Annotated in this window: 18 protein-coding genes; 4 read left to right on the top strand and 14 right to left on the bottom strand. The window is 55.8% G+C overall.

The features are described 5' to 3' along the window. Positions 1 to 80: 80 nt before the first annotated feature. The gene (locus BA011_RS14425; protein ID WP_025395616.1) at positions 81 to 776 is read right to left on the bottom strand and encodes an Ig-like domain-containing protein; all 696 of its coding nucleotides are present in this window, start codon (positions 774 to 776) and stop codon (positions 81 to 83) included. Between the two features lie 692 nt (positions 777 to 1,468). Between BA011_RS14425 and BA011_RS14420 the strand changes: the two genes are divergently transcribed. The 4 genes from BA011_RS14420 to BA011_RS14405 all read left to right on the top strand — a co-directional run bounded on the left by BA011_RS14420 (position 1,469) and on the right by BA011_RS14405 (position 7,479). After that, positions 1,469 to 3,079 (top strand): right-handed parallel beta-helix repeat-containing protein, encoded by a 1,611-nt coding sequence (locus BA011_RS14420; protein WP_065280972.1) that lies wholly within the window; start codon positions 1,469 to 1,471, stop codon positions 3,077 to 3,079. 464 nt (positions 3,080 to 3,543) lie between these two features. Continuing rightward, positions 3,544 to 5,310 (top strand): type I secretion system permease/ATPase, encoded by a 1,767-nt coding sequence (locus BA011_RS14415; protein WP_065280971.1) that lies wholly within the window; start codon positions 3,544 to 3,546, stop codon positions 5,308 to 5,310. Positions 5,311 to 5,325: 15 nt separating this feature from the next. After that, complete coding sequence (locus BA011_RS14410) at positions 5,326 to 6,633, top strand: HlyD family type I secretion periplasmic adaptor subunit (RefSeq protein WP_017989170.1); 1,308 nt, start codon at positions 5,326 to 5,328, stop codon at positions 6,631 to 6,633. Positions 6,634 to 6,783: 150 nt separating this feature from the next. After that, entirely contained in the window at positions 6,784 to 7,479 is a 696-nt protein-coding gene (locus BA011_RS14405) for an SGNH/GDSL hydrolase family protein (protein ID WP_065282539.1), read from the top strand. Between the two features lie 42 nt (positions 7,480 to 7,521). Here the strand turns inward: BA011_RS14405 and BA011_RS14400 are convergent, their stop codons facing one another. The 13 genes from BA011_RS14400 to BA011_RS14340 form a co-directional block, all read right to left on the bottom strand. Then, positions 7,522 to 7,998 (bottom strand): glycosyltransferase, encoded by a 477-nt coding sequence (locus tag BA011_RS14400; protein ID WP_017961662.1) that lies wholly within the window; start codon positions 7,996 to 7,998, stop codon positions 7,522 to 7,524. After that, entirely contained in the window at positions 7,995 to 8,453 is a 459-nt protein-coding gene (locus tag BA011_RS14395) for a glucuronosyltransferase (RefSeq protein ID WP_011653119.1), read from the bottom strand. Before BA011_RS14395 ends, BA011_RS14400 begins: the two co-directional genes overlap by 4 nt. A 209-nt stretch (positions 8,454 to 8,662) precedes the next feature. After that, the gene (locus tag BA011_RS14390; protein ID WP_065280970.1) at positions 8,663 to 9,643 is read right to left on the bottom strand and encodes a glycosyltransferase family A protein; all 981 of its coding nucleotides are present in this window, start codon (positions 9,641 to 9,643) and stop codon (positions 8,663 to 8,665) included. Beyond that, the gene (locus tag BA011_RS14385; protein WP_065280969.1) at positions 9,640 to 10,524 is read right to left on the bottom strand and encodes a glycosyltransferase family 2 protein; all 885 of its coding nucleotides are present in this window, start codon (positions 10,522 to 10,524) and stop codon (positions 9,640 to 9,642) included. Before BA011_RS14385 ends, BA011_RS14390 begins: the two co-directional genes overlap by 4 nt. Continuing rightward, positions 10,521 to 11,495, bottom strand: a complete 975-nt coding sequence (locus tag BA011_RS14380) for a glycosyltransferase (protein WP_065280968.1) — start codon at positions 11,493 to 11,495, stop codon at positions 10,521 to 10,523. The genes BA011_RS14385 and BA011_RS14380 overlap by 4 nt, the downstream gene beginning before the upstream one ends. Positions 11,496 to 11,586: 91 nt before the next feature. Beyond that, the gene (locus BA011_RS14375; protein WP_065280967.1) at positions 11,587 to 12,555 is read right to left on the bottom strand and encodes a glycosyltransferase; all 969 of its coding nucleotides are present in this window, start codon (positions 12,553 to 12,555) and stop codon (positions 11,587 to 11,589) included. 167 nt (positions 12,556 to 12,722) lie between these two features. Then, on the bottom strand, positions 12,723 to 13,667 hold the full coding sequence (locus BA011_RS14370; protein ID WP_065280966.1) for a glycosyltransferase: 945 nt from the start codon (positions 13,665 to 13,667) through the stop codon (positions 12,723 to 12,725). Positions 13,668 to 13,750: 83 nt separating this feature from the next. Continuing rightward, positions 13,751 to 14,572 (bottom strand): galactosyl transferase, encoded by an 822-nt coding sequence (locus BA011_RS14365; protein ID WP_065280965.1) that lies wholly within the window; start codon positions 14,570 to 14,572, stop codon positions 13,751 to 13,753. Positions 14,573 to 14,611: 39 nt separating this feature from the next. Then, positions 14,612 to 15,616 carry a polysaccharide pyruvyl transferase family protein gene (locus tag BA011_RS14360; RefSeq protein WP_003561855.1) on the bottom strand — a complete coding sequence of 335 codons (1,005 nt, stop codon included), beginning with the start codon at positions 15,614 to 15,616 and terminating at the stop codon, positions 14,612 to 14,614. Between the two features lie 32 nt (positions 15,617 to 15,648). Further along, on the bottom strand, positions 15,649 to 17,151 hold the full coding sequence (locus BA011_RS14355; protein ID WP_065282538.1) for a lipopolysaccharide biosynthesis protein: 1,503 nt from the start codon (positions 17,149 to 17,151) through the stop codon (positions 15,649 to 15,651). A gap of 151 nt (positions 17,152 to 17,302) precedes the next feature. Then, positions 17,303 to 18,205: an exopolysaccharide glucosyl ketal-pyruvate-transferase gene (pssM, locus tag BA011_RS14350; RefSeq protein ID WP_065280964.1), complete on the bottom strand. Its 903-nt coding sequence runs from the start codon at positions 18,203 to 18,205 to the stop codon at positions 17,303 to 17,305. Further along, positions 18,202 to 18,708, bottom strand: coding sequence for an acyltransferase (locus BA011_RS14345; RefSeq protein ID WP_003542119.1), 507 nt, complete (start codon positions 18,706 to 18,708; stop codon positions 18,202 to 18,204). Before BA011_RS14345 ends, pssM begins: the two co-directional genes overlap by 4 nt. Further along, the gene (locus tag BA011_RS14340; protein WP_003542111.1) at positions 18,708 to 19,859 is read right to left on the bottom strand and encodes a glycosyltransferase; all 1,152 of its coding nucleotides are present in this window, start codon (positions 19,857 to 19,859) and stop codon (positions 18,708 to 18,710) included. Before BA011_RS14340 ends, BA011_RS14345 begins: the two co-directional genes overlap by 1 nt. Positions 19,860 to 19,867 lie beyond the last annotated feature (8 nt).

Here is a 19,867-nt window from a genome sequence, read left to right as displayed (position 1 = left end):
CTCTTGGCCGAATTCAACTTGCATAAAACAACGCCCGCAGGCTGCGCGGCGGGCGTTGCTTTTTGATTGGCTATTGATGATCAGACTTCTGCGTCCGCGCCAGTGATGTTGAGTGTCAGAACGCCGGCGTCGGTGTGGCCTTCGCCGTCGGAGATCTTGTAGAACTGGATGGTCTCTGTGACCTGGTCCCCCGGAGCGATATCTGCTGTCAGATCATAGGTGAATGATCCATCCGCTTTTACATGGAACGTACCATACGTGCCTGCGACGTCGGTTGTTGCGCTCGGGTCGCCGTTTACGGTCGTGGTGCCGAATAGGCGGAGGAAGAGGTGGCCATTGTCGCCGGCAATGTCGTTGTCCAGGGCGTTGCCGCTGATGGCGTCGCCTTCGGTGAAGCTGTAGTTGTCGTCGACAGCGATCGGCTTTACCTGGCTTACGCCCTGAATATTCAGGGTGAATAGACCGACATCCGTGTGACCGGCACCATCAGAGATCTTGTACGAGACCTTCTCCTGGAGCAATTCACCATTGGTGAAGCCGACTTTGGCAGCGTCGCTCAGAACATAGGTATAGCTGCCGTCCGGCTTGACGAAGAAGGTGCCGTAATCGCCCTGGATCTCGGTGACCTGGCTGTTGCCTTGCTTGGAGCCAACGCCCTGCTGATCGAAGAAACGAAGGAACAAGTTCCCATCGGATGTATCGTTCGCCAGCAGATTTCCGGAAATAGCGTCGGTTTCCAGGAATGTTGCACTATCATCTGTTGCATGGATAGCCATTACTGTCTCTCCTCGAATTGTTTCTTTGCTAGGTCAATTCTGACCTTTAGCGAGCTGGCCGATTAAGGATATCTTAATACAGAGAGTCAAGGGTGCAATTAACAGCAAGTGAACATTTTCGAGTGTGTTGTACAATAATGACACATCTGTAGCACGCATAAGGCGATGAAACGCATGGTAATTATTACGTTAATAATAAGTGAAAATACGAAATGGTAGATTCGGACCTCTGTTTCTTCAGAGGAGAAGAATGTTTATTCAGGGGCAATTTATAAGAATACGCGGAGGTGCTTATGCGCAGATGAGATGTTGATATAATCACTACGGGCTACAGCTTGAGATCTCAATCTTGCTTCGGTTCCCGCACCGGCGTCTGCTTTTCGACGAAGTAACCGATGTCATGATTTTGTAACATTTGTTTGTCAAGTAATGTTTCTCTCGAAACGCAATTGGCGTAAAATAGTATGCGATGCGTGGAGAATAATCTTATTTACACTAGAGATATTGGGTAACATCGTCATAACTGTGCGACGCAATTTTTGTTGCAATGCAAAATATTCGAGAAACGAAGATGTTTTGTGGGGGAGCGTAAGAATTATCGCGAGATAGAACGCATTTTAGTGTTCCATTTTAGCAGGCAGAGAGAGGTCCGCGGGTAAAAGATTTTCCAGTATCTTTGGGAGATCACGGGCGTGACCGTCTACTATGTAAATTCCGCAACAGGATCCAATCAGAACAGTGGAGTGAGCGAGCAGTCGGCTTTCGCGACACTTTCCGCTGTCGAATCCTTGAGGCTAAAGCCGGGAGACAGCGTGCTGCTTGCCGCCGGAAGCGTGTTTAACGAGCAATTCGACCTGAAATACTCCGGCACCGTCAGCTCTCCGATTACAATTGGCAGTTACGGCGTTGGCGATGCGCCGGTCATTCACAGTAGCAATGACGGCATCCACGGCTCGAAGGCTTCAAACATCATCGTGGAGAACATCAAGATTGCTGATACCGGCGGTGCGGCGATATATGCGGGAAATGTCTCCAACTGGACCGTCCGCAACGTCGAGGTCGAAAATACCGGCCTTGCCGGCAAGCCCGGTTCCGTCAATTTCCAGAGCAGCCAGAACATTACCATCGAGAACAGCAAGATTTCCGGGGTAAATGGAGACGGCATCTGGATGGATAAAGTGATTGGCGTTACCATCGTTAATAATCTGGTCATCAACAGCCAGGGCGCTGCGGCAGACGCCGTTCAGTTGAACGACAGCAGCAATATCCTGATCAAGGGTAACCACCTAGAGCAGACGGAGACCAATAGCGCAAAGGGCGTCCTGGTGCTTGTTCGGGCTGTAAATGCAGCAGTCGAGGACAACACCGTGATCGGCGGCGGTTTCGGGATAGGTGCCAACGCGGGCACGAATATCGCCATCCACGACAACGACATCTCGGGATACGGCGGCTATAGTTGGTCCTACGGTATCGGCCTTGGCGATCAGGGCAATGCGACAAATTACGATATCAGTGGAAACTATATTCATGACGGCGTCTGGGGCGTGTCGATCAGCGCTGCAGGTTACCCAAGTTATGCACGCACCGATATCGATATATATGGTAATGTCTTTGACGACCTGTCGTCCTCGGCGCTGAAGGTGGACAGGCCTGCATCAGGCTCTTTCCATGAAAATATCATCGACAGCGCGGTGTCGACGTTGACGATGCCCGTCGCAATTGCCCTCCAGGGCAGCTTCTTGATCAACGACAATAAGACCCTGGAGCAAGCGCAGGCCGAACTCGACGCTACGAGTGGCGACACCCCGTCCAACAGTGAGACGCCTACCACGCCGGTTGTGGAGCCGCCTGTGGAACCGTCAACACCGACGCAGACAAGCACTCCGGCGCCCGCGGACGAAGTGCAGGTTCCGACCGCACCCACCGTCGCAGTTCCCAGGATTGTCGCAGCCCATGACAGCCTGAAAATCTCCACGGATACGGGCGGTGCCTATCATGGCAACCTCCTCGAAAACGATAGCGCAATCAATGGAACCGTGCTGCTTCGTCGCTTCGGTGACAGTGCAGTGGATAAGCATGGCCTGACGCTGACCGGGAAATACGGCGTCATCCATGTGGAGAGCGATGGTGATTACACCTATACGGTCGATGCGGTGAAAATCGCCGGTCTCAGCGGAAAGGTTAGCGAATCCTTCCAATACAAGATTTCTGATGGCGCTTCTCACATCGATACCGACTCGCTCGGCGTGTATATCAATGTGGACGCGTTCCATAGCAGCCAAGCGTCGCACCTGCTGGTTTAAACACGCCAAATTAGAGAGCGCCGGCCGGCGTTCAACACTTGAAAGCTTGATGATGAAGGGGTGTCGGCGGTCGAAGGCGCGGATAAAAAAATAGTTCCGCCGTTCACAGGAAAAATGAACTATAGATTGAATGTATAGTTAACTTCCCAGTAAACGTCGCTAATATGCGCGCGATACGTTCATCCATCTGCGCCGTTGTTGGGCAATTTGCGATTTTCACTTGCTTAGGTTGGTATATTTAGCGTAGCGTCAAGTCAGAATCCCTGAAGCCACTCGTTATAAATTGGAATTTTTGGTCACTTTTTGGTTGGATTCATGTAATAGGTCGTGGGCTTGCAAGCGGGTCCGCCGCCGGTGTCGGGGTCCAAGGCAGTCGTGTCATTGATCGGGCGTGATGGACCCGGAGCTGGAGTGCGCGCCGGCATATTTGCTTTCGTGCGATGCGGTAAGAGAGGGATTACTTCGTGTTTCAGAGTTCAGCAGCTGATGTCAGCGAGCCATCCAAAGCATTAAAGAAATGCAAGGGGGGGCTTGTTTTCATTGGAATAGCAAGCGCGCTTATCAATATCCTATACCTTACAAGTTCATTTTTTATGCTTGAGGTGTATGATCGAGTCATTCCCAGCAAAAGCATACCTTCGCTGGCTGTTCTGGCAATACTTGCGTTGATGCTTTACACGTTTCAAGGAGCGTTCGAGGTTCTGCGAAGCAGGATGCTGGTGCGTGTTGCCGGAGCGCTTGACGAGATGGTGAACGGGCGCGTGTTCCGGGCGCTGATCAAGGCTCCGTTGAAGGTCAAAATCGGCGGCGACGGGCTTCAGCCGTTGCGCGACTTCGACCAGATCAGAACCTTCCTGTCCGGCCAGGGCCCGACAGCGATGTTCGATCTGCCCTGGTTGCCGTTCTATATCGTGATCTGCTTCCTCTTTCATCCGGCGATCGGATATATCGCGATTGGTGGAGCGCTGGTTCTCGCCATCCTGACGTTCATGACCAATCAGGGAACGCGTACGCTCTCAAAAAAGCAATCTGACTCCGCCAATATGCGAAATGCCTTCGCGCAGACCTCGATCCGCAACTCCGAGGTCATCCACGCCATGGGTATGGCAGGCACGATGGCCGAAATCTGGGATCGCAAGAACAGTGAATACCGGACGATCACCAGGCAGGCATCGGATATCGGCAATGGATATGCGACCTTGTCGAAGATTTTCCGTATTGCTTTGCAATCGGGAACGCTCGCGACCGGCGCAATCCTGGTCATTCAGGGGCAGGCCTCTTCGGGAATTATCATCGCCGGCTCGATATTGACCTCTCGCGCCCTGGCGCCTGTCGAAGCGGCGATCGGGAATTGGCGTGGTTTCGTTTCTGCTCAGCAGAGCTGGGCGCGGCTTTCGAGCCTGCTGAAAACCATTCCTGAGATTCCAGCCCCTCTTGCGCTCGCGGCTCCTACCAAGCAAGTCACTGTCGAAGGACTGGCGAGCGGGCCGCCGGCAGGTCAGCGCCTGGTCATTTCCGATGTCAGCTTTGGCTTACGGGCAGGGAGCGCGCTTGGGGTCATTGGTTACAGTGCTTCGGGTAAGTCGTCGTTGGCACGGGCGATGATGGGTATCTGGCCGACCGTCAGAGGATCTATTCGTCTGGATGGCGCAGCACTCGACCAGTGGGACGGCGACGCACTTGGCCGGCATATCGGTTATCTCCCGCAGGATGTAGAGCTTTTCTCGGGAACCGTTGCGCAGAATATCTGCCGTTTTGCGAAGGAAATGTCGCCTGAGAAGGTGGTTGCCGCGGCGAGGGCAGCGCGTGTTCACGATCTCATCCTGCGTCTGCCGAATGGTTACGAAACCGAAATCGGCGAAGGCGGTGCTGCGCTTTCGGCTGGCCAGAGACAGCGTATCGCGCTGGCAAGAGCGCTTTACGGCGAGCCATTCCTCGTCGTGCTCGACGAGCCAAACTCCAATCTCGATGAAGAAGGCGAGCGGGCGCTGAGTGCCGCGATCATGAGCGTGCGGGCGCGGGGCGGCATTGTGGTCGTCATCGCACATCGATCCGGCGTTCTGGCGGTCTGCGACTTCGTGCTGATGATGCAGGACGGCCGCATGATCGCGTTCGGTCCCAAAGAGGAAGTTCTGGCGAGAGTCAGCCGGCCGGAAGCGGCGCGCACGCCGATTGCCGAGCGCGTGGCTCAGCTTAAAGTCGTGGTCGACGGCATGAATGCGGCCGAATAGGCCAGAGGGAAGATTGTGAGTAAAGATATCAGTGAATCGAAACGTTCCCTCAATCGGCATGTTGCCGTTGTCGGTGTGCTGTCGATAGCCCTCGTTTGCGGCATTGGCGGTTGGGCGGCGACGACAGAGCTTTCGAGCGCCGTCATCGGCGAGGGCGTGATCGTCGTCGACGGCGATGTCAAGAAGGTCCAGCACCTGACAGGTGGTATCGTGTCGGAATTGCTGGTTTCCGAAAACGACCATGTGACGGCAGGGCAGGTGCTGATACGGCTCGATGGGACAACGACGAGAGCGAATCTCTCGATTGTCGAAAGCACGCTTGCTCAGCTTTATGCGCGCCGTGCCCGTCTGAAGGCGGAACGAATCGGGGCCGATTCGTTCGAGGTCGAGGAAAACATCAGGGATCTGACATCCAGCACCTCCGCAGAGAAGCTTCTCGATGGCGAGCAGAAGTTGTTCGACAGTCGCAGGACGGCGCTTATCGGAATGAAGAGCCAGTTGGCATCGCGCAAGGACCAACTGGGCGAGCAGGTAAAGGGGTTGGTCGTTCAGATCAATGCCACCAACGATGCCTTGGGCTTGATCGAACAGGAGCTCGAGGGCATTGATACGCTCTACAAGAAGGGCCTCGTCACGCTTCAGCGTTTGAATACGCTCAAGCGCGCCCGCGCCGATCTCCAGGGCAACAGCGGCCAGGAAATCGCAGCTAAGGCGGAGGCCGAAGGTAAGGCAATCGAGATCGATCGCCAGTCGATCCAGCTGGATGAGGATCGTCGTTCGGAGATTGCAAAGGACCTGACCGACGTCGAGGCGCAGATCGCCGAATATGAAGAGCGCCGCGGAACCGCAGTCGATCAGCTGCACCGTCTCGACATTACCGCACCGTTGACTGGGCGAGTTCACGAACTTTCGGTTCACACCGTCAATGGTGTCATCGATCCCGGTCAGACGTTGATGCTCGTCGTTCCCGAAAATAACGAGCTTACGGTCGAGGCGAAAGTCGCCACCCGCGATATTGATCAGGTTCATGTCGGCCAGTCGGTCGATGTGCGTTTCAGCGCTTTCGATCAACGCACGACGCCTGATGTGGCCGGTGAGATTACCTCGATCGCGCCCGATATCGTCAAGGATGAGCGCACGGGCATCAGCTACTATCCCCTGCGCGTCAAGCCGAAAGCTGAAAGCATTGCCAAATTGAAGACGATAAAGCTCTATCCCGGCATGCCGGCGGAGGTCTTCATCAAGATCGGCGATCGGACCGTGATATCCTATCTGACGAAGCCGCTGACCGATCAGATGCAGCACGTATTTCGCCAGGAGTGATTGGCGGCTGTTTCACGCCGTTAAGAGCTCCGACGTTTCAAAGCTGCCGTTATCATCTTCCAGGATGGGGATTGGATGGTTGCGCATTGCTCGAACAGGCATGCGCGGCCATTTCACGAAATTGTCTCAAGCCTGCTGCAAGGTCTCCTCATGATATGTTTGCAGTTTTGGCGAGCGGAGCCGATTGAGAGGCGACCGGTCTATGGACTGGTTCTGTTTCTGGCGTGTCTGTTGATGCTTTCGGCGGTCAGGAACGGCTATGCCGATAGTCCTGTGCCGCTGAAAATAGTGGCCTTCGGAACATCCTTGACGGCGCGAGGGGGATGGCAGCCTGCCCTTGAGACGGAGCTTGCAGCCTGCTTGCAGAAGCCGGTGAAGGTCGAGAGCGTTGCAAAAAGCGGTGAAACGTCACTGTGGGCTCTGACCCAGATTGATCGCGTCGTTGCCGAGCAGCCGGATATCATCCTGATTGAGCTCTACGCCAATGATGCGACATTGCATCGGTTCGTGTCGCTTGCGCAAAGCCGAAAGAATATTGGCGACATCCTCGACCAACTCCAGCAGCGCCTTCCGCAAGCGCGGATCATCGTCATGGCCATGAATCCGTTTTCGGGATTGCGTGGGCTGATCCGTCCCTTTGTCGACAGTTATGTCTCCGCACATGAGGCGGAGGCGCAAAAACGTGCTCTGGAGTTTGTCGACCACCGGCCCAATTGGGAGCGTCTGACGCCGGATGATCTGGCCACGGCAATTCCTGATGGCGTACATCCTCTGCCCGACATAGCCTCCAAAATCATTGCGCCTGAGCTTGTCAAACATATCGCCGGCAACAATTGCGGAGAATGAAAATTCGTTCGTAAGGGTCAGAGGCTATGACGGCTCTCGGGGTCAGACTGCCGTAATATAGTTTTTCAGGTAGGTGACCAGTGAAGCCCGACCGGCTTCCGACGAATCTTCGTGAGATGGGCTATCCAGCTCTTCGAGCAGATAGTTCCGGAGATCGTCATCGGTGTGTGCGACATAGATGCCCGGCCGGCCCACGAGCTGGCTCACCGTGGCGAGCTGATGATCGTTTCGGTGCTCGCCGAGAGCCGCCTGTCGGGGAACGAGAATGATCGGCTTTCCAAAACGCTTGGCCGTAAGCACTGTGCCAATTCCCGCATGAGAGACGATGACACTTGCATCGCGAAAGACGTTATCAAAGTCTTTGGGCTCGATATTCTTGATCCATTTCATATTCTGTGGCGTGTAGGTGCCTTTGCCGATCTGCGCCAGAACCGGTTTCGACAGTTCGTTTGCGAAGGTGTCTACAGCCTTGACGAGGCGATCAAACGGCAGTTGCGTTCCGACGGTGACAAGGATCAAAGGACAGCTCCTGCGTAATGGGGGCCATCCGGCCTCGACAGATGTTGCCATTGCGTGAGCCAGAGCGTCGCAATATGGCCGGCCAGTTTACCCGATAGAGACAGCTTCTCGACATTGGCGACGCTATCGATCCAGATCGTCCGCTTGCCCGTCAATTTGCCGGCCAGCAGGCAAAAAAGCCCGGGTGCGGCACCGGTCGAGATGATGACGTCGGGCCTGTGCTTGATGACGATGGAGAAGGCGGTGAAAAAGCACCGGATCGACATGGTAATCGAGTCGCGGCTGCAATCGGGAAGGACTAGTCCGCCGCGAATATCGTATTTTGCAAGCAGTCCCGGGATGGTCGTTGCAAAGACGATATCGCAGCCCTCGAATGCGCCGCGCATGGCCATCAGCTGTTCCCAGTGGCCGCCTCCTGACGAGGCAGCGAGAACCTTCAATTTTTTCTCAGTCATAGACAGGCATCTCCTATATTTGACCGATGGATAAGGGCGAAAACCGTTCTGTTCGAACAGCGATTGCGTCACGATAGTTCAGTAGAAGTGTACCATTTCTGGCCCGGTTGGTTGAAGCCATGAAGTTGATAAACCGGCAATTACGCATGATGTTTTCGTCTGAAACAGCATAACGACCAAATCTCATCCGAGCGCGCCCGCGCAAATAATCAGTGAGCGGCATTGGGTTTGTACTCCTGATATGCATGTCCGAGAATCCCGTTAACCATGCCCGCGCCGCGCAGAACATGGGTGAGGGCACGCATGCCCCAATAGGGTGAAATCAGGATCGCCGGCAGCATGGCCAGCCCAAGCATAACTCTCGTGGCGCCATAGGCCGCTCGGTAGATCCGGCGCTTCAGGTTGCCGTGCAGGACCTCGCTGACTGCGAAGGTATTGCCGAGCCGGTATTGTCTCTGCAACACCCATTTCCAGGTCATCCGGCTGGCCGGAACAATATCATGGACAAGCGCCTTGTCAGCCCAGAAGACCTGCATGCCACGGCGGATGGCTTGGTTGAAGAAAAGGTAATCCGTGCCCCCGGTGAAGCGCATCTTCTCTTCAAAACGCAGATTCCATGAACGGATCAGGGGATAGTCGAACATGACGTTGTTCGATGCCGCATAAGAAATGCGTTGACCGTCTTTGTTCTTTTTGCGCTCGAACACTCTTGCCTTGATGAAATATTCCGGCGGGTTTTCCGGATAGACCGGTTGGACGGGGCCATAGACGCAATCGGCGCGGTTTTTCTCCCGTGTCTCCAGCATCGCATCCAGCCAGCCGTCGACGGGCCATTCGTCATCGTCGAGAAAGCAGAAGAGGTCAGTGCCTGGAGGTGCCGAGTCCAGTGCGCGATTGCGTGCAAAGGGTATGCCTTGGTTTTGTTCAATGACGTAGATCAGGTCGTAGGCACCTGTTTGGCCAAAGCTCTCTACCGTGGTCCTCGCGCTGCCGGCCGCGTCATTATCCACGATCACCATGGTGAGATGATAGGGGCGAGCCGGGTGCCTGACCTGGCGCGTCATGACGTCAAGCAGCTTGGCGATCCCGTCGAGGCGCCGATAGGTCAGCACACCGACGGCAATCTTCGGCGGTGCGGCGCCTCCTTCTGTGCCGACGGATGAATGCGGAAAAGTCTCTTGCTGATTCATGACTGTCCTCTCCGCAGCATATTTCCCAAACGCTTGCGCGCCGCCATCAAGGCCACTTCGGTCGCGGCAGCATCGCCGAACGGACCGCCGGCCACTGTGTTGCGAGCTTCGCTCGGGAGCTTCAGAAGCGATGTCGTTTCGGCAATTCCGCCGGCCACGAGGCTCTTGCCGAGTGCCTGGAGGCCGTCATAGCGGCGTGCCAGTTCCAATCCTGTCGCGATCATGATCCGCGGGCGCAGTGTTTTTGCCCTGCTTGTGCCCGTATAGCGGTTCGAGGCATGAATGCGTTGAAAGGTAAGCGGTGTTTCGACGATGGCGCCGCGACCCAGATAGGCGGCTGCAAACTTGATGTAATTGTCGCTGAGGACGACGTCTTTCGCGACAGACATTGGCAGGATCTGGGACAGCAGCTCGCGGCGGAAGCTCAAGCCGGAGGTCGGCACCGGAAGCGAGGGAAAGCCGCCTTTGCGCAGCGTATCCCGCTTGTCGAACAAGGTCACTTGCAACTCTGCAGGAGGCTGGTCGCTTTCCTCGGTCGTCACGCGGTCGAAGCACCAGTCGATCTCGTTGCGATCGTAGATCTCGGCGATGCGCGCGAGTTTGCCAGGCAAAAACGCATCATCGGCATCGAGGAGAAAAAGGATATCGCCGCTTGCGGCCGCAAAACCGGCATTGAAGCTCGAGGCCTGGCCGCCATTTTCCTTCAAGACGGTCAGGATCCGCTCGCCATAGGAAGCAAGAATCTCTTGAGAATCATCGGTGGAGCCATCGTCAACCACGATCACTTCGAAGTCGGGATAGACCTGCGACAGAACACTGTCGATGCATGGGCGCAAATACTGGCCGTAATTGAAATTGTTGATAAGCACCGATAATTTCAATGCACCACCTCCTGCGCTAGTCGACCAGAATGATTTACTGCCGGTGCGTATCGGCGAAGTCCGGCGCGGTAACCACGCATGTAATAGTACTTCCAGATGGCCCAGAACCGCTTCTTTGATCGCGGCAAAGGATAAAGGAGAGCTGCCCGAACCGCCCAGTTGGCGCTTTCGATCCAGGTTCTTAAGGGGATTCCCCCGATCCTTATACCTTTTGGAATGTCCTCGGCGAAGAGCGCTGGCATTCCATAGCCGAGACGTTCCCCACGCTTCTGTACCCAAGCCTCTGTCACGCTGGAGGCTGGAATCCAATGATGAACAATGGCCTCGGCGCACTGATAGGTTTTCACGCCGCTTCGGGATAGGCGGCTGACAATTTCCGTATCCTCTCCCATTGCGAAAAGACCTCCTGGAAGCGGCCCGATATCTTCGCGGAATCGAATATTGCTGCCAAGCAATTCGCGACGCACAGTCGTGTTCGGACCCCAAATTTTCGTCGGGTCGCATGGGCCACTGGATTCCTGGTCGGCTATGGCGAAGGTTGATCCCATGGGAATCCAGTCCAACAGCGGATCCCCATGGGGATAATGCTCCCAATTTGGAAGAATTCGGCCGCCGATAACGCCGAAATCCGGGTTCGCCTCCGCGCATGCAGCGATCGAACTCAACCAGTTCGCATCTGCCTCGACGTCGTCGTCCGTAAAAACGATCAGCGCTCCTCGAGCGATCGCCAGAGCTGCGTTCATAGCTCCTGATTTGCCTGGGCGGGTATGATTAACAACGACAATTGGAAGCTTCTTTGCATATTGATCGAGAAGCTCCTGTGTTTCGTCTTTACTGTTGTTGTTGACGGTAATCAGTTCCCATTGTTCGACTGGAAGGTTTTGCCCCAACATCGAATCCAGCATCTGTTGAAGCCGTCTGCTGGCGCCGTTGAAGGACGAAAAGATGACACTAATTCTCGGATCCGTCATCAAACCCACTCGCCTCCTGACGTGCGAAAATCCTGCCCGCTGCCTCCGCAGTTGGAGCACTTCCTGTCGATGCCGCGGTTTAGTACTTTCGTCATTTGGCACCCACCTGAGAGTAGATCGTTTTATTCATCGTAGATCGCTGCTTGAGAAATTGCCGCAGGATCCCCTGTCTCACCGACTGCGCCCAGAGCAATTTGAAGCGAACGCCGCTTGGCGGAAATCTCTTGACGACAACGCTGGCCGGCACCATCAGAAGCCATCTCAAGGCGCTAGCGATGGGCAGTCCGCCAATTTTCGTTTTGCTGTCGAAGAGGTCCGGCCGAACGATAACCAAGCCCATGCCATAACGCTCGCCGCGCCGCAAAACCCAGCCTTCGTTCACATAGCCCTTCCTGACAATGTGCCGAACCCCGGGACGTCGCGAGTGAAAAGCCTTGGCTCCATTCTTCTCCAACCTGAGAGCGAAAGCAGTATCCTCGCCCATGGGGAACTGAGCGACAGTGGCATCCGGGCCGAGGCCGTCGTGAACGATATAACCGGATCCTAAAATGGAACGACGGAAGGCCGAATTCGGCCCAGATATCAATGCCGCTGAAATCGGCCCCTCGGGTAAACCGTCATTTAGCGCATAAAGAATCCCCAGATGCCCGTATTTGATGAGCCACGATGCCGGCCTTTCCTCCCATTCGGGCGTTATTAGGCCGCCGAATATGGCAAACTGTGGCTGCTGATCCGCTAAGGTGAGAAACTGCTCGATCCAATCCGGCGCGGGAATGACGTCGTCATCGGTTAAAATGACGAGTTCGCCCTCCAGATGGCGGAAGCCCAAAGTCAATGCGTGTTGTTTGCCTTGTTTTAGCTCAAAATAAACTTCCAGTGGAAGCCGCGCCTTAAAGGAATTCAAGACTGATGCAGTGTTGTCGCTGCTGTTGTTGTCGACTGCTACGATTTTCCATTCTTCCTTCGGTAGGGTCGAAGCGCATAGTGCGTCAAGCATCGTTGGCAGGGTTTTCTCGCCGTTATAAGTTGAGAACAGTATTGTGACCTTGACTTTGCTCATTTGATGCTCCGGACCTCATTTTGGTCTGATCGCTCCCCAGTGCGGATTGGGTCACGCCTTACCGATGACTTGGCCTGCCATAGAACGCTGTCGCTGCGTGGCCGCATACTGCCATAAATTGCTGATGGGCACCGTAGATTTTAAATTACTGCCTCCTCGGCAATGAATTACTGTGTCATCGTCTGAGTAACGTATCGGCGAATTCCGGCGCGATAGCCGCGCATGTAGTAATATTTCCAGATCGCCCAAAAACGTTTCTTCGATCGCGGCATGAGATAAAGCATTGCTGCCCGGAAAGCCCATTGTGCGCTTTCGATCCAAGTCGGAAGCGGAACTCCGCTTAACCTCACCCCTCCAGGCACCTCGTCTGGAAAGAGCGCCGGCATGCCGTAGCCAAGCCGCTCGCCTCTTTTCTGTACCCAATCCTCCGTCACGCTTGATGCCGGAATCCAATGATGGACCACGGCCTCGGCGCATCGATAGGACTTGGCGCCATTGGCCGCCAGGCGAATGATGATTTCCGCATCTTCACCCATGGCAAAAATCTTTCCGGGAAGAGGACCGATATCTTCGCGGTAGCGCACGCTTGTTCCGAGCAGCTCTCGCCGGACGATCGTATTCGGGCCCCAGACTTTCGTCGGGTCACACGGTCCGCTTTGGGTGTCATCGACTATCGCAAAGGTGGATCCCATCGGAATCCATTCGATAAACCTGTCTTTTGGTTCTTGCTCCCATTCAGGGACGATTCTGCCGCCGAAGACGCCATAACTCGGATGGGCTGCGGCGCAGTCGACGATCGCTTTCAGCCAGTTCGGTTCGGCACGAACATCGTCGTCCGTAAAGACGACGAGATCCCCCTTCACCCGATCCAAGGCCATATTCAGCGCGCCGGACTTTCCCGGCTTGCGCTGCTGCAGGATGGTGATGGGAAGCTCGTCGCTATAGGTTTGCAAAAGATCAAACGTGCCGTCATTGCTATTGTTGTCGACGGCTATCAGTTCCCACCGATCATGGGGAAGCTCCTGGCGCACCAAGGAATCCAAAGTATGGCGCAGCCGGCGGCTGGCGCCATTGTAGGATGAAAAGAGCACGCTGACCAATAGATCCGACATCAGTTAACAACCCTCTTGGTGAAGTCGAAAGAGAAGAGCTTCATATTTTGACCGCCTGTGCGATGTTCGAATGGGATCGACGCTTACGCGGGGTTCGACCGCGTCTTACCGAAAAACTCGCGCCTGTGACCCTCGCCGACTATCCTCAGCTTGCGAAGATTGCGCAACCACCGTTGCGGTTTGGTGAGTACGCCGCGGTTCAGGAAATACTGTCGCAGCAGGCTCGGTGCCTGACTATGCGATCCCCCGTGGGCGACCCGATAGACCGCCCCGCGAAAGGGAAGCTTCGTGAGCGGCGCTCCGCGTTGCGCAAGAATATCCGCTATGCGGACATGGCTGCCCAGCATCGACTTGATCCAATCGAGCGAAGCATCCTCAAAGCGTTCCGGCAGTTCGTAGAGATCGGCACGAATGATCAATGAGGTACCGCAGAGATGGCTGAAGTCGTCATGGCCAAACAGGAAGTTGCCGCCATCGTCCCAGATATAACCATGGTCGATCGTCCATCCGTTGGCGTCCCGATTTTCGGAGACGTGTTGAACGATTCGTGAACTGACGAAATCGTCGTCATCGACAATCATGAAGAAGCGACTGTCGGTGGCGTTCAACATGCCGCTCAGAACGCGACGGCCTTTGTCTGCCCGGAAGGCATCAAGGAAGTCTTCCTTGCTGCCCTTTCCAAGCTCATGCAGGTCGTTCGGCGGAAAGGTGACACGCACGGCGGAGAATTTTTCCGGCAGGTCAGGCAGATCGGCGCCTTCGTTTGCCACGATAATGCCGCGCCAGTCCCCATTGGTCTGGTTGGAAATGGAAGCCACGGTCTGGGTCAGATTTGCCTTCAACCTGCTCCAGTCGCGGGCATTGTCCTGATGTCGGACCGGGATAATGAAGGTGACAAGTGTCATCGGATTACCTCCTGATCCTGCAAGCGGGCAGCGTCTCTGTCATCCGCGCGCTCCTTGCCCGGCCTGGTGACGCGCCCACTCGATTCCATCTTCAAGCGATGTTGCCTTGTATGAAAGGTCGGTCCCGCCGGAGAAGGCATTCATGAAGCGGCGGATCTTTCCGTAGCTGTTGTCCAATACGGCATGCGGCCGGCCAAGCAGCAGCGAGCAGATATGGACATGCAGGCGATCGGTAACGATGGCGCGAGCGCGTGAAATCTGGCTGATGCCGCGCTCGAAGCGGTTGTGCGCTGCGGCGTCCAGCTTGCGCAATGCCACTTCGCTCGGCTTCAGTGCCAGGAAAGCCGAAGCTGCCCCCAACTTCTTGGCGATATCAACCTTGCGTTTCGACTCGGTGATCCAATCTTCCACGGGAATATCGGAAGGGATCTTGCGATCGGTGCCGCCAACCCGTTCCGCATCCTCTCGCAGCATGGCGAGGACGGAGATTTGCGTTGCCCTGTCCGGCAGCGGCCCGATGGCGAAGGCCATGTCGGGGCAAAGCCGGACGGTGCAATCGAAGTGCTTCTCGGAAAATTCCTTCGATTCTTCATCGCGCACGAGCAGGACAAAATTCTTATGACGCGCGATTGCGCGTGCGGATTGCTCGATGCGCTCAGGTGAACTGTAGTGGATAGACTGCGGGAACTGGACGATCTGCCGATCCGGGAAACGCTCCATGATGGCTTCGCGGAAATCCTGATGGGAAACCCAGATGTCGCCGAAATTGCCGCCGCCATGAATGAAAATCGGACCGGTCGGCACGCGCTTTTTCAGCTCATCTGCGGAGAAGTCCGCCGTTCTCGAAACATAGTCCGGGCGTTTGCCGAAGCGATCCTTCAGATAGGCCATTTCGCCCAGCCAGATTGCGGAGTCGCCGCAATTGCGGATGTCGGGGAAATCAAGGATTGCAAGCGGTTCATCGCGTGAGACATAGTCTTTCAGGCAATCATGGATCATACCATTAAGTTTTGCGATCAGCTCCGTTCTGGATTGGCTGGTCATTCTGCCTCTCTTGTTGATGTTCGTTTTAGCTTTTAGGCCGATTTGGGTAAGGCCATACGTTTGGCTTTTGACAGGAACTTGACAAAGATACGCTGAACTTCGGTTTCCGGGCCATTTGGCTTTTTCATCGCGAGCCAAAGGACAAAGCTGGAACCGACATAGAGAATACCGCCGGTGATCACCAGTATGGCCAGATGGAGAGCCAGGCCCAGCTTATCGGTCGGCATGTTCAGGAGATGTGACAGTCCCCAGACGCCGGCGGCCATCAATGCGACGCTGGCAAGCGCGCGGAAGTTGGCCCCGAGTTGCTGGAAGAACGGCAGGCCGATCAGCCGCTTGACGAGAAGCATATTGACCGCGGTGGAAATCAGACCCGTCAACACACGCGCATAAACGACGCCTGGAAGTCCGGCAATCATCAGGCCGACGATGATGATGGGAACGCGGACCACCAGCATCTGGGCGTCGCGGATGAACAGCAACTTGGTATGACCCTTTGCCATGCCCAACGGCTGGACGAGTGAACCGAGCGTCTGCAGAGCAAAGACCGATGCAAGCGCCTGGACGATAAAGATGGCGGGAATCCATTTCTCTCCCAAGGCGAGCCGCATCAATGGATCAGCCACGACCGCCATGCCGATTCCAGCCGGAAGCGCCACTGCAGCCAAAAGAGCCTGCGCGCGCTGATAGGCTGCGATCAGCCGGACCGGGTCGTTGCGCACTCTGGAAAAGCCCGGATAAATCGTCTGGTTCAATGGTGCCGTGGCCTCACGGGTCGGCAGCGTCGAAAGGGTGTTGCCGACGGTATAGTGGCCTAGCTGCGTGGCTCCCAACATCTTGCCGATCAGCAGATATTCGATCCGCCAGTTCAGCGTGTTGACGATCTGTCCTGCCGTCAGCCAGAGCGAGAACGAAAACAATTCCCGCGCATGCCGGAAGGTTACGCGCGGCCAGAACGGCAAGACGGTATAGGAAACGATGATATTGGTAATCTGATAGGCGAGGGTGCCAAGAACAAGCGCCCAATAGCTCTGGTAGATCGCAGCGATTGCCACCGTCACGACGAAGCCGACCAGCTTTTGCGATACGTTGAGAACGAATTCCTGCCAGAAGATCAGATCACGCTGGAGCATGACGCGACGTGGATTGGCCAGGCCGCTCAGGAGCAAGCTGAAACTCAAAGCCAGCATGACGCTTGTCAGCCGGGGCTCGTTATAAAACTCGGCAATTGGAAAGGCACTGGCGGCAAACAGCAAAGCCAGGATCGCGCTTCTTGTCACGCTCAGCGTCCAAACCGCGCTGAAATGAACCTCGCTCGGGTCCTCGTGGCGGATGAGCGCCTGATTGAGCGAGAGTTCGGTGACGGAACTCAGAATGATCTGGATCGTCGTTGCAATGGCAACGAGACCGAAATCGGACGGGGCGAGGTACCAGGCGAGAACGAAGGTGCTGAGCGCCGAAAGCCCGTTGACGATGGCGCGGGACAGGCTCAGCCACATGCTGCCCTGGATCAGCCGGTCGGTAACACTGCTCATGGTCGAACGGCTCCGCACGTCAAGGACACTGACCGTTGAAGCGGGCCGAGCGCCCATCCAAAGTATTTCTCCCCCTTGCGGGAAGAGAGGGGGTTGATGAAGTTAGAAAGGATCATGCCTTATCGCCTCGTCACGAATCGGGTTTGCAGGGTCACAGGACGCTTGCCGCTTTCTTGGAAAAATCCTGCTTCAGCCGATCCAGTTCCAGCAGCATTCTGTTGTGCGCATTTACCATGGACTCGTCGGAACTCAGTTGTCCCGGCTTCTCTGCTACCCGTTGCAGCGTCTTGACCGTCGACCCGAAGACATAATTGCCGGTGAGCTGCCGGATGCGGCGGTGGCGGAACGTTATGTTCTTCAAAAGATAGGTGTTGTTCCGTACCAGTGATGCGCCTGCTTCGACGACGTTTGACGGGCCGATCGGGTCGAAGTCGATCTCCAGATCAAGCGCACTTGCCCAATCGTACCACTTGGCTCGGTTCCCCGGCGCGATCGGTCGAATCGCCCGCCAGGGAACGCGCAACGCGTCTGAGATAATGCAGCCATGCATCGCCTCGGAGACCACTTTATGCGATGCGCTGATTTCGGTCAGAACCTTTTCCACCGGCCAGCGCGGATCGATATAGTGAATGCCTGCGAGTTCGCAAACCTTATCCCAACTGCCGTACATGGCGCTTTCGTAGTGCGGCATGAAGGAGACCGGGTAACGCTTTTCGATGCTTTTCGCATCCCAGCAGCTGCGCGTGAGGATGCCCGAATCGCCGATGGCGTAGCTCGGATCGATGCCGAGGACCTCGGCGGTCTTCTTTCCGCGCACGAAATAGAACGTCCAGTTGCCGTCGACTTTCGGCGGGTTGGTGTAGCCACCGTAACCCGAGCCGAAGACGATCTTCTGCATGTTCGGGTCGAAATTGTCGTAGAGGATCGAGCCGATGCCGAGAAAGAGCTGGCTTTCGTCCTCATCGAAGAAGCCGGGCAGCAGACGCTCCCAGAGCCAATGGTTCAGTTCGTCGCCAAAATTCTCGTGTTTCCCCCGGTAGGCAAACATCTTCATCGTGCTTCTCCAGTCGGCAAGTGCGTCACGATCTGCGAGACCGTCTCGTCTTCGCGTGCCATGCGTCCGTAACGCGAAATGATCTTGATGTCGCTGCGGATTATCTTTGCCGGATTTCCCGCCACGAGCGAGCGCGGCGGCACGTTCTTGGTTACCACCGAGCCCGAGCCGATGACACATTCGTCGCCGATCTCGACGCCGGGCAGAATGATGCTGCGGGCGCCGATGAAGCAGCGCTTGCCGATCCTCGTGTGGAGGTAGAGCCCGCGTGTGAGATCGTGGGTGAGAATCGCAGCCTCAAAGGCGACGTAAGTTTCCGCGCCGATATGCAATCCCTTCGGGTTGGTCTTGTCGAAACGAACGCTCAAGGAAAAGCTTGCCGTCGGATCGATGTCCATTCCCCAGAACTTCGTATAGTAAAGCCATTTGGCCGTCACAATGCTGTTCCGCAGCGGCCGAAATACATTCAGTCCCCACTTCGGCTTTTTTCCTGTCTGCACCATCAAGTCCGACCCCGGCTGGAAAATTCGTCTAGCACGGAACTGTAATAGTCCTCGAGCATCCCCGTTTGGCGACGTAAGTCGAAACGCTCGGCCACCAGAAGCGGTGCCCGCGCGCTAAAGGCTGTCCACAGAGCCTGGTCGTTGAGCAGCCTTCCGACCGCCTCCGCCATTCCCGCGACATCCCGCTCCTCCACGAGATAACCAGTTTTCCCCTCTTCGATCGCTTCGCCCACGCCTCCCGAGCGAAATGCGACGACCGGAGTACCGACGGCTTCCGCCTCTAGATTGGCGAGGCCGAAAGCTTCGGCGTGACCATTGTCGAGGGTCACGCTTCCATGAAGATAAAGCTCCGCACTGGCGAGCAGATCTCTTATCTCAGTCTGCGACAGATTTTCATGGATCGTGACGCTTGGCAAGGAACGACGCGCCAGTGCTTCGATTTCCTCCTTCAACGGGCCCTGGCCGACCATGACGAATTCGACCGGGGTGCCGGCGGCGGCCACCCGTGAAAGCGCATCGATCATGAAACGATGGCCCTTGTAGTCGACGAAGCGGGCAATTGAAACCACGAGCCCTTTTTTTCGCGGACGAGGCTCCATTTTGAAGAGATCGAGATCGATGCCGATGTGATGGCGATAGACGCGTTCGGCACGAAAGCCGAGCGCCAGCAGCCGGTCGCGGATGAAATCGGACACGGCGATGTTCCAGCTGTTCCAGCCGGCCATCTCGCTCCGGCCCTTGGCGAAGAAACGCACCTGATTGAAGCCGCCCGGCTTTTTCGGATCACCGCGATAGGTGGCATCGAAGCCGTGGAACGTCGTGACCAGCGGCTTGCCGGCGGCGCGCGCCAATGGGCCGATGACATACCCGTTCTTGCCAAAATGGGCATGAACGAGATCGGCTTTTCCGATCGCGGGAAAGAGGAAGGGGAGACCGATCTGCGGGATTTTCAGAAGCAGTTCACCGGCCCGTGCAACGGGCGACCGACGGATGTCATGAACCGGAACAGTGGATTTTTTTGTATGGGCCGAAGAAATTCGCGAGCCAGCAAGAATTTCAGCTTCGAAAGAACGAAACGCTACCGCTTGGTTGAGAACAAATGCCTGGCTGGCAGGCAAAAATTTTTCCACATAAATAACGGCTTTTTTCATGAATCTGT

The organism is Rhizobium leguminosarum (assembly GCF_001679785.1).
Classification (GTDB): Bacteria; Pseudomonadota; Alphaproteobacteria; order Rhizobiales; family Rhizobiaceae; genus Rhizobium; species Rhizobium leguminosarum_R.
Note: the sequence above shows the minus strand (reverse complement) of the source record. Positions and strands in the feature narration are given on the sequence as shown.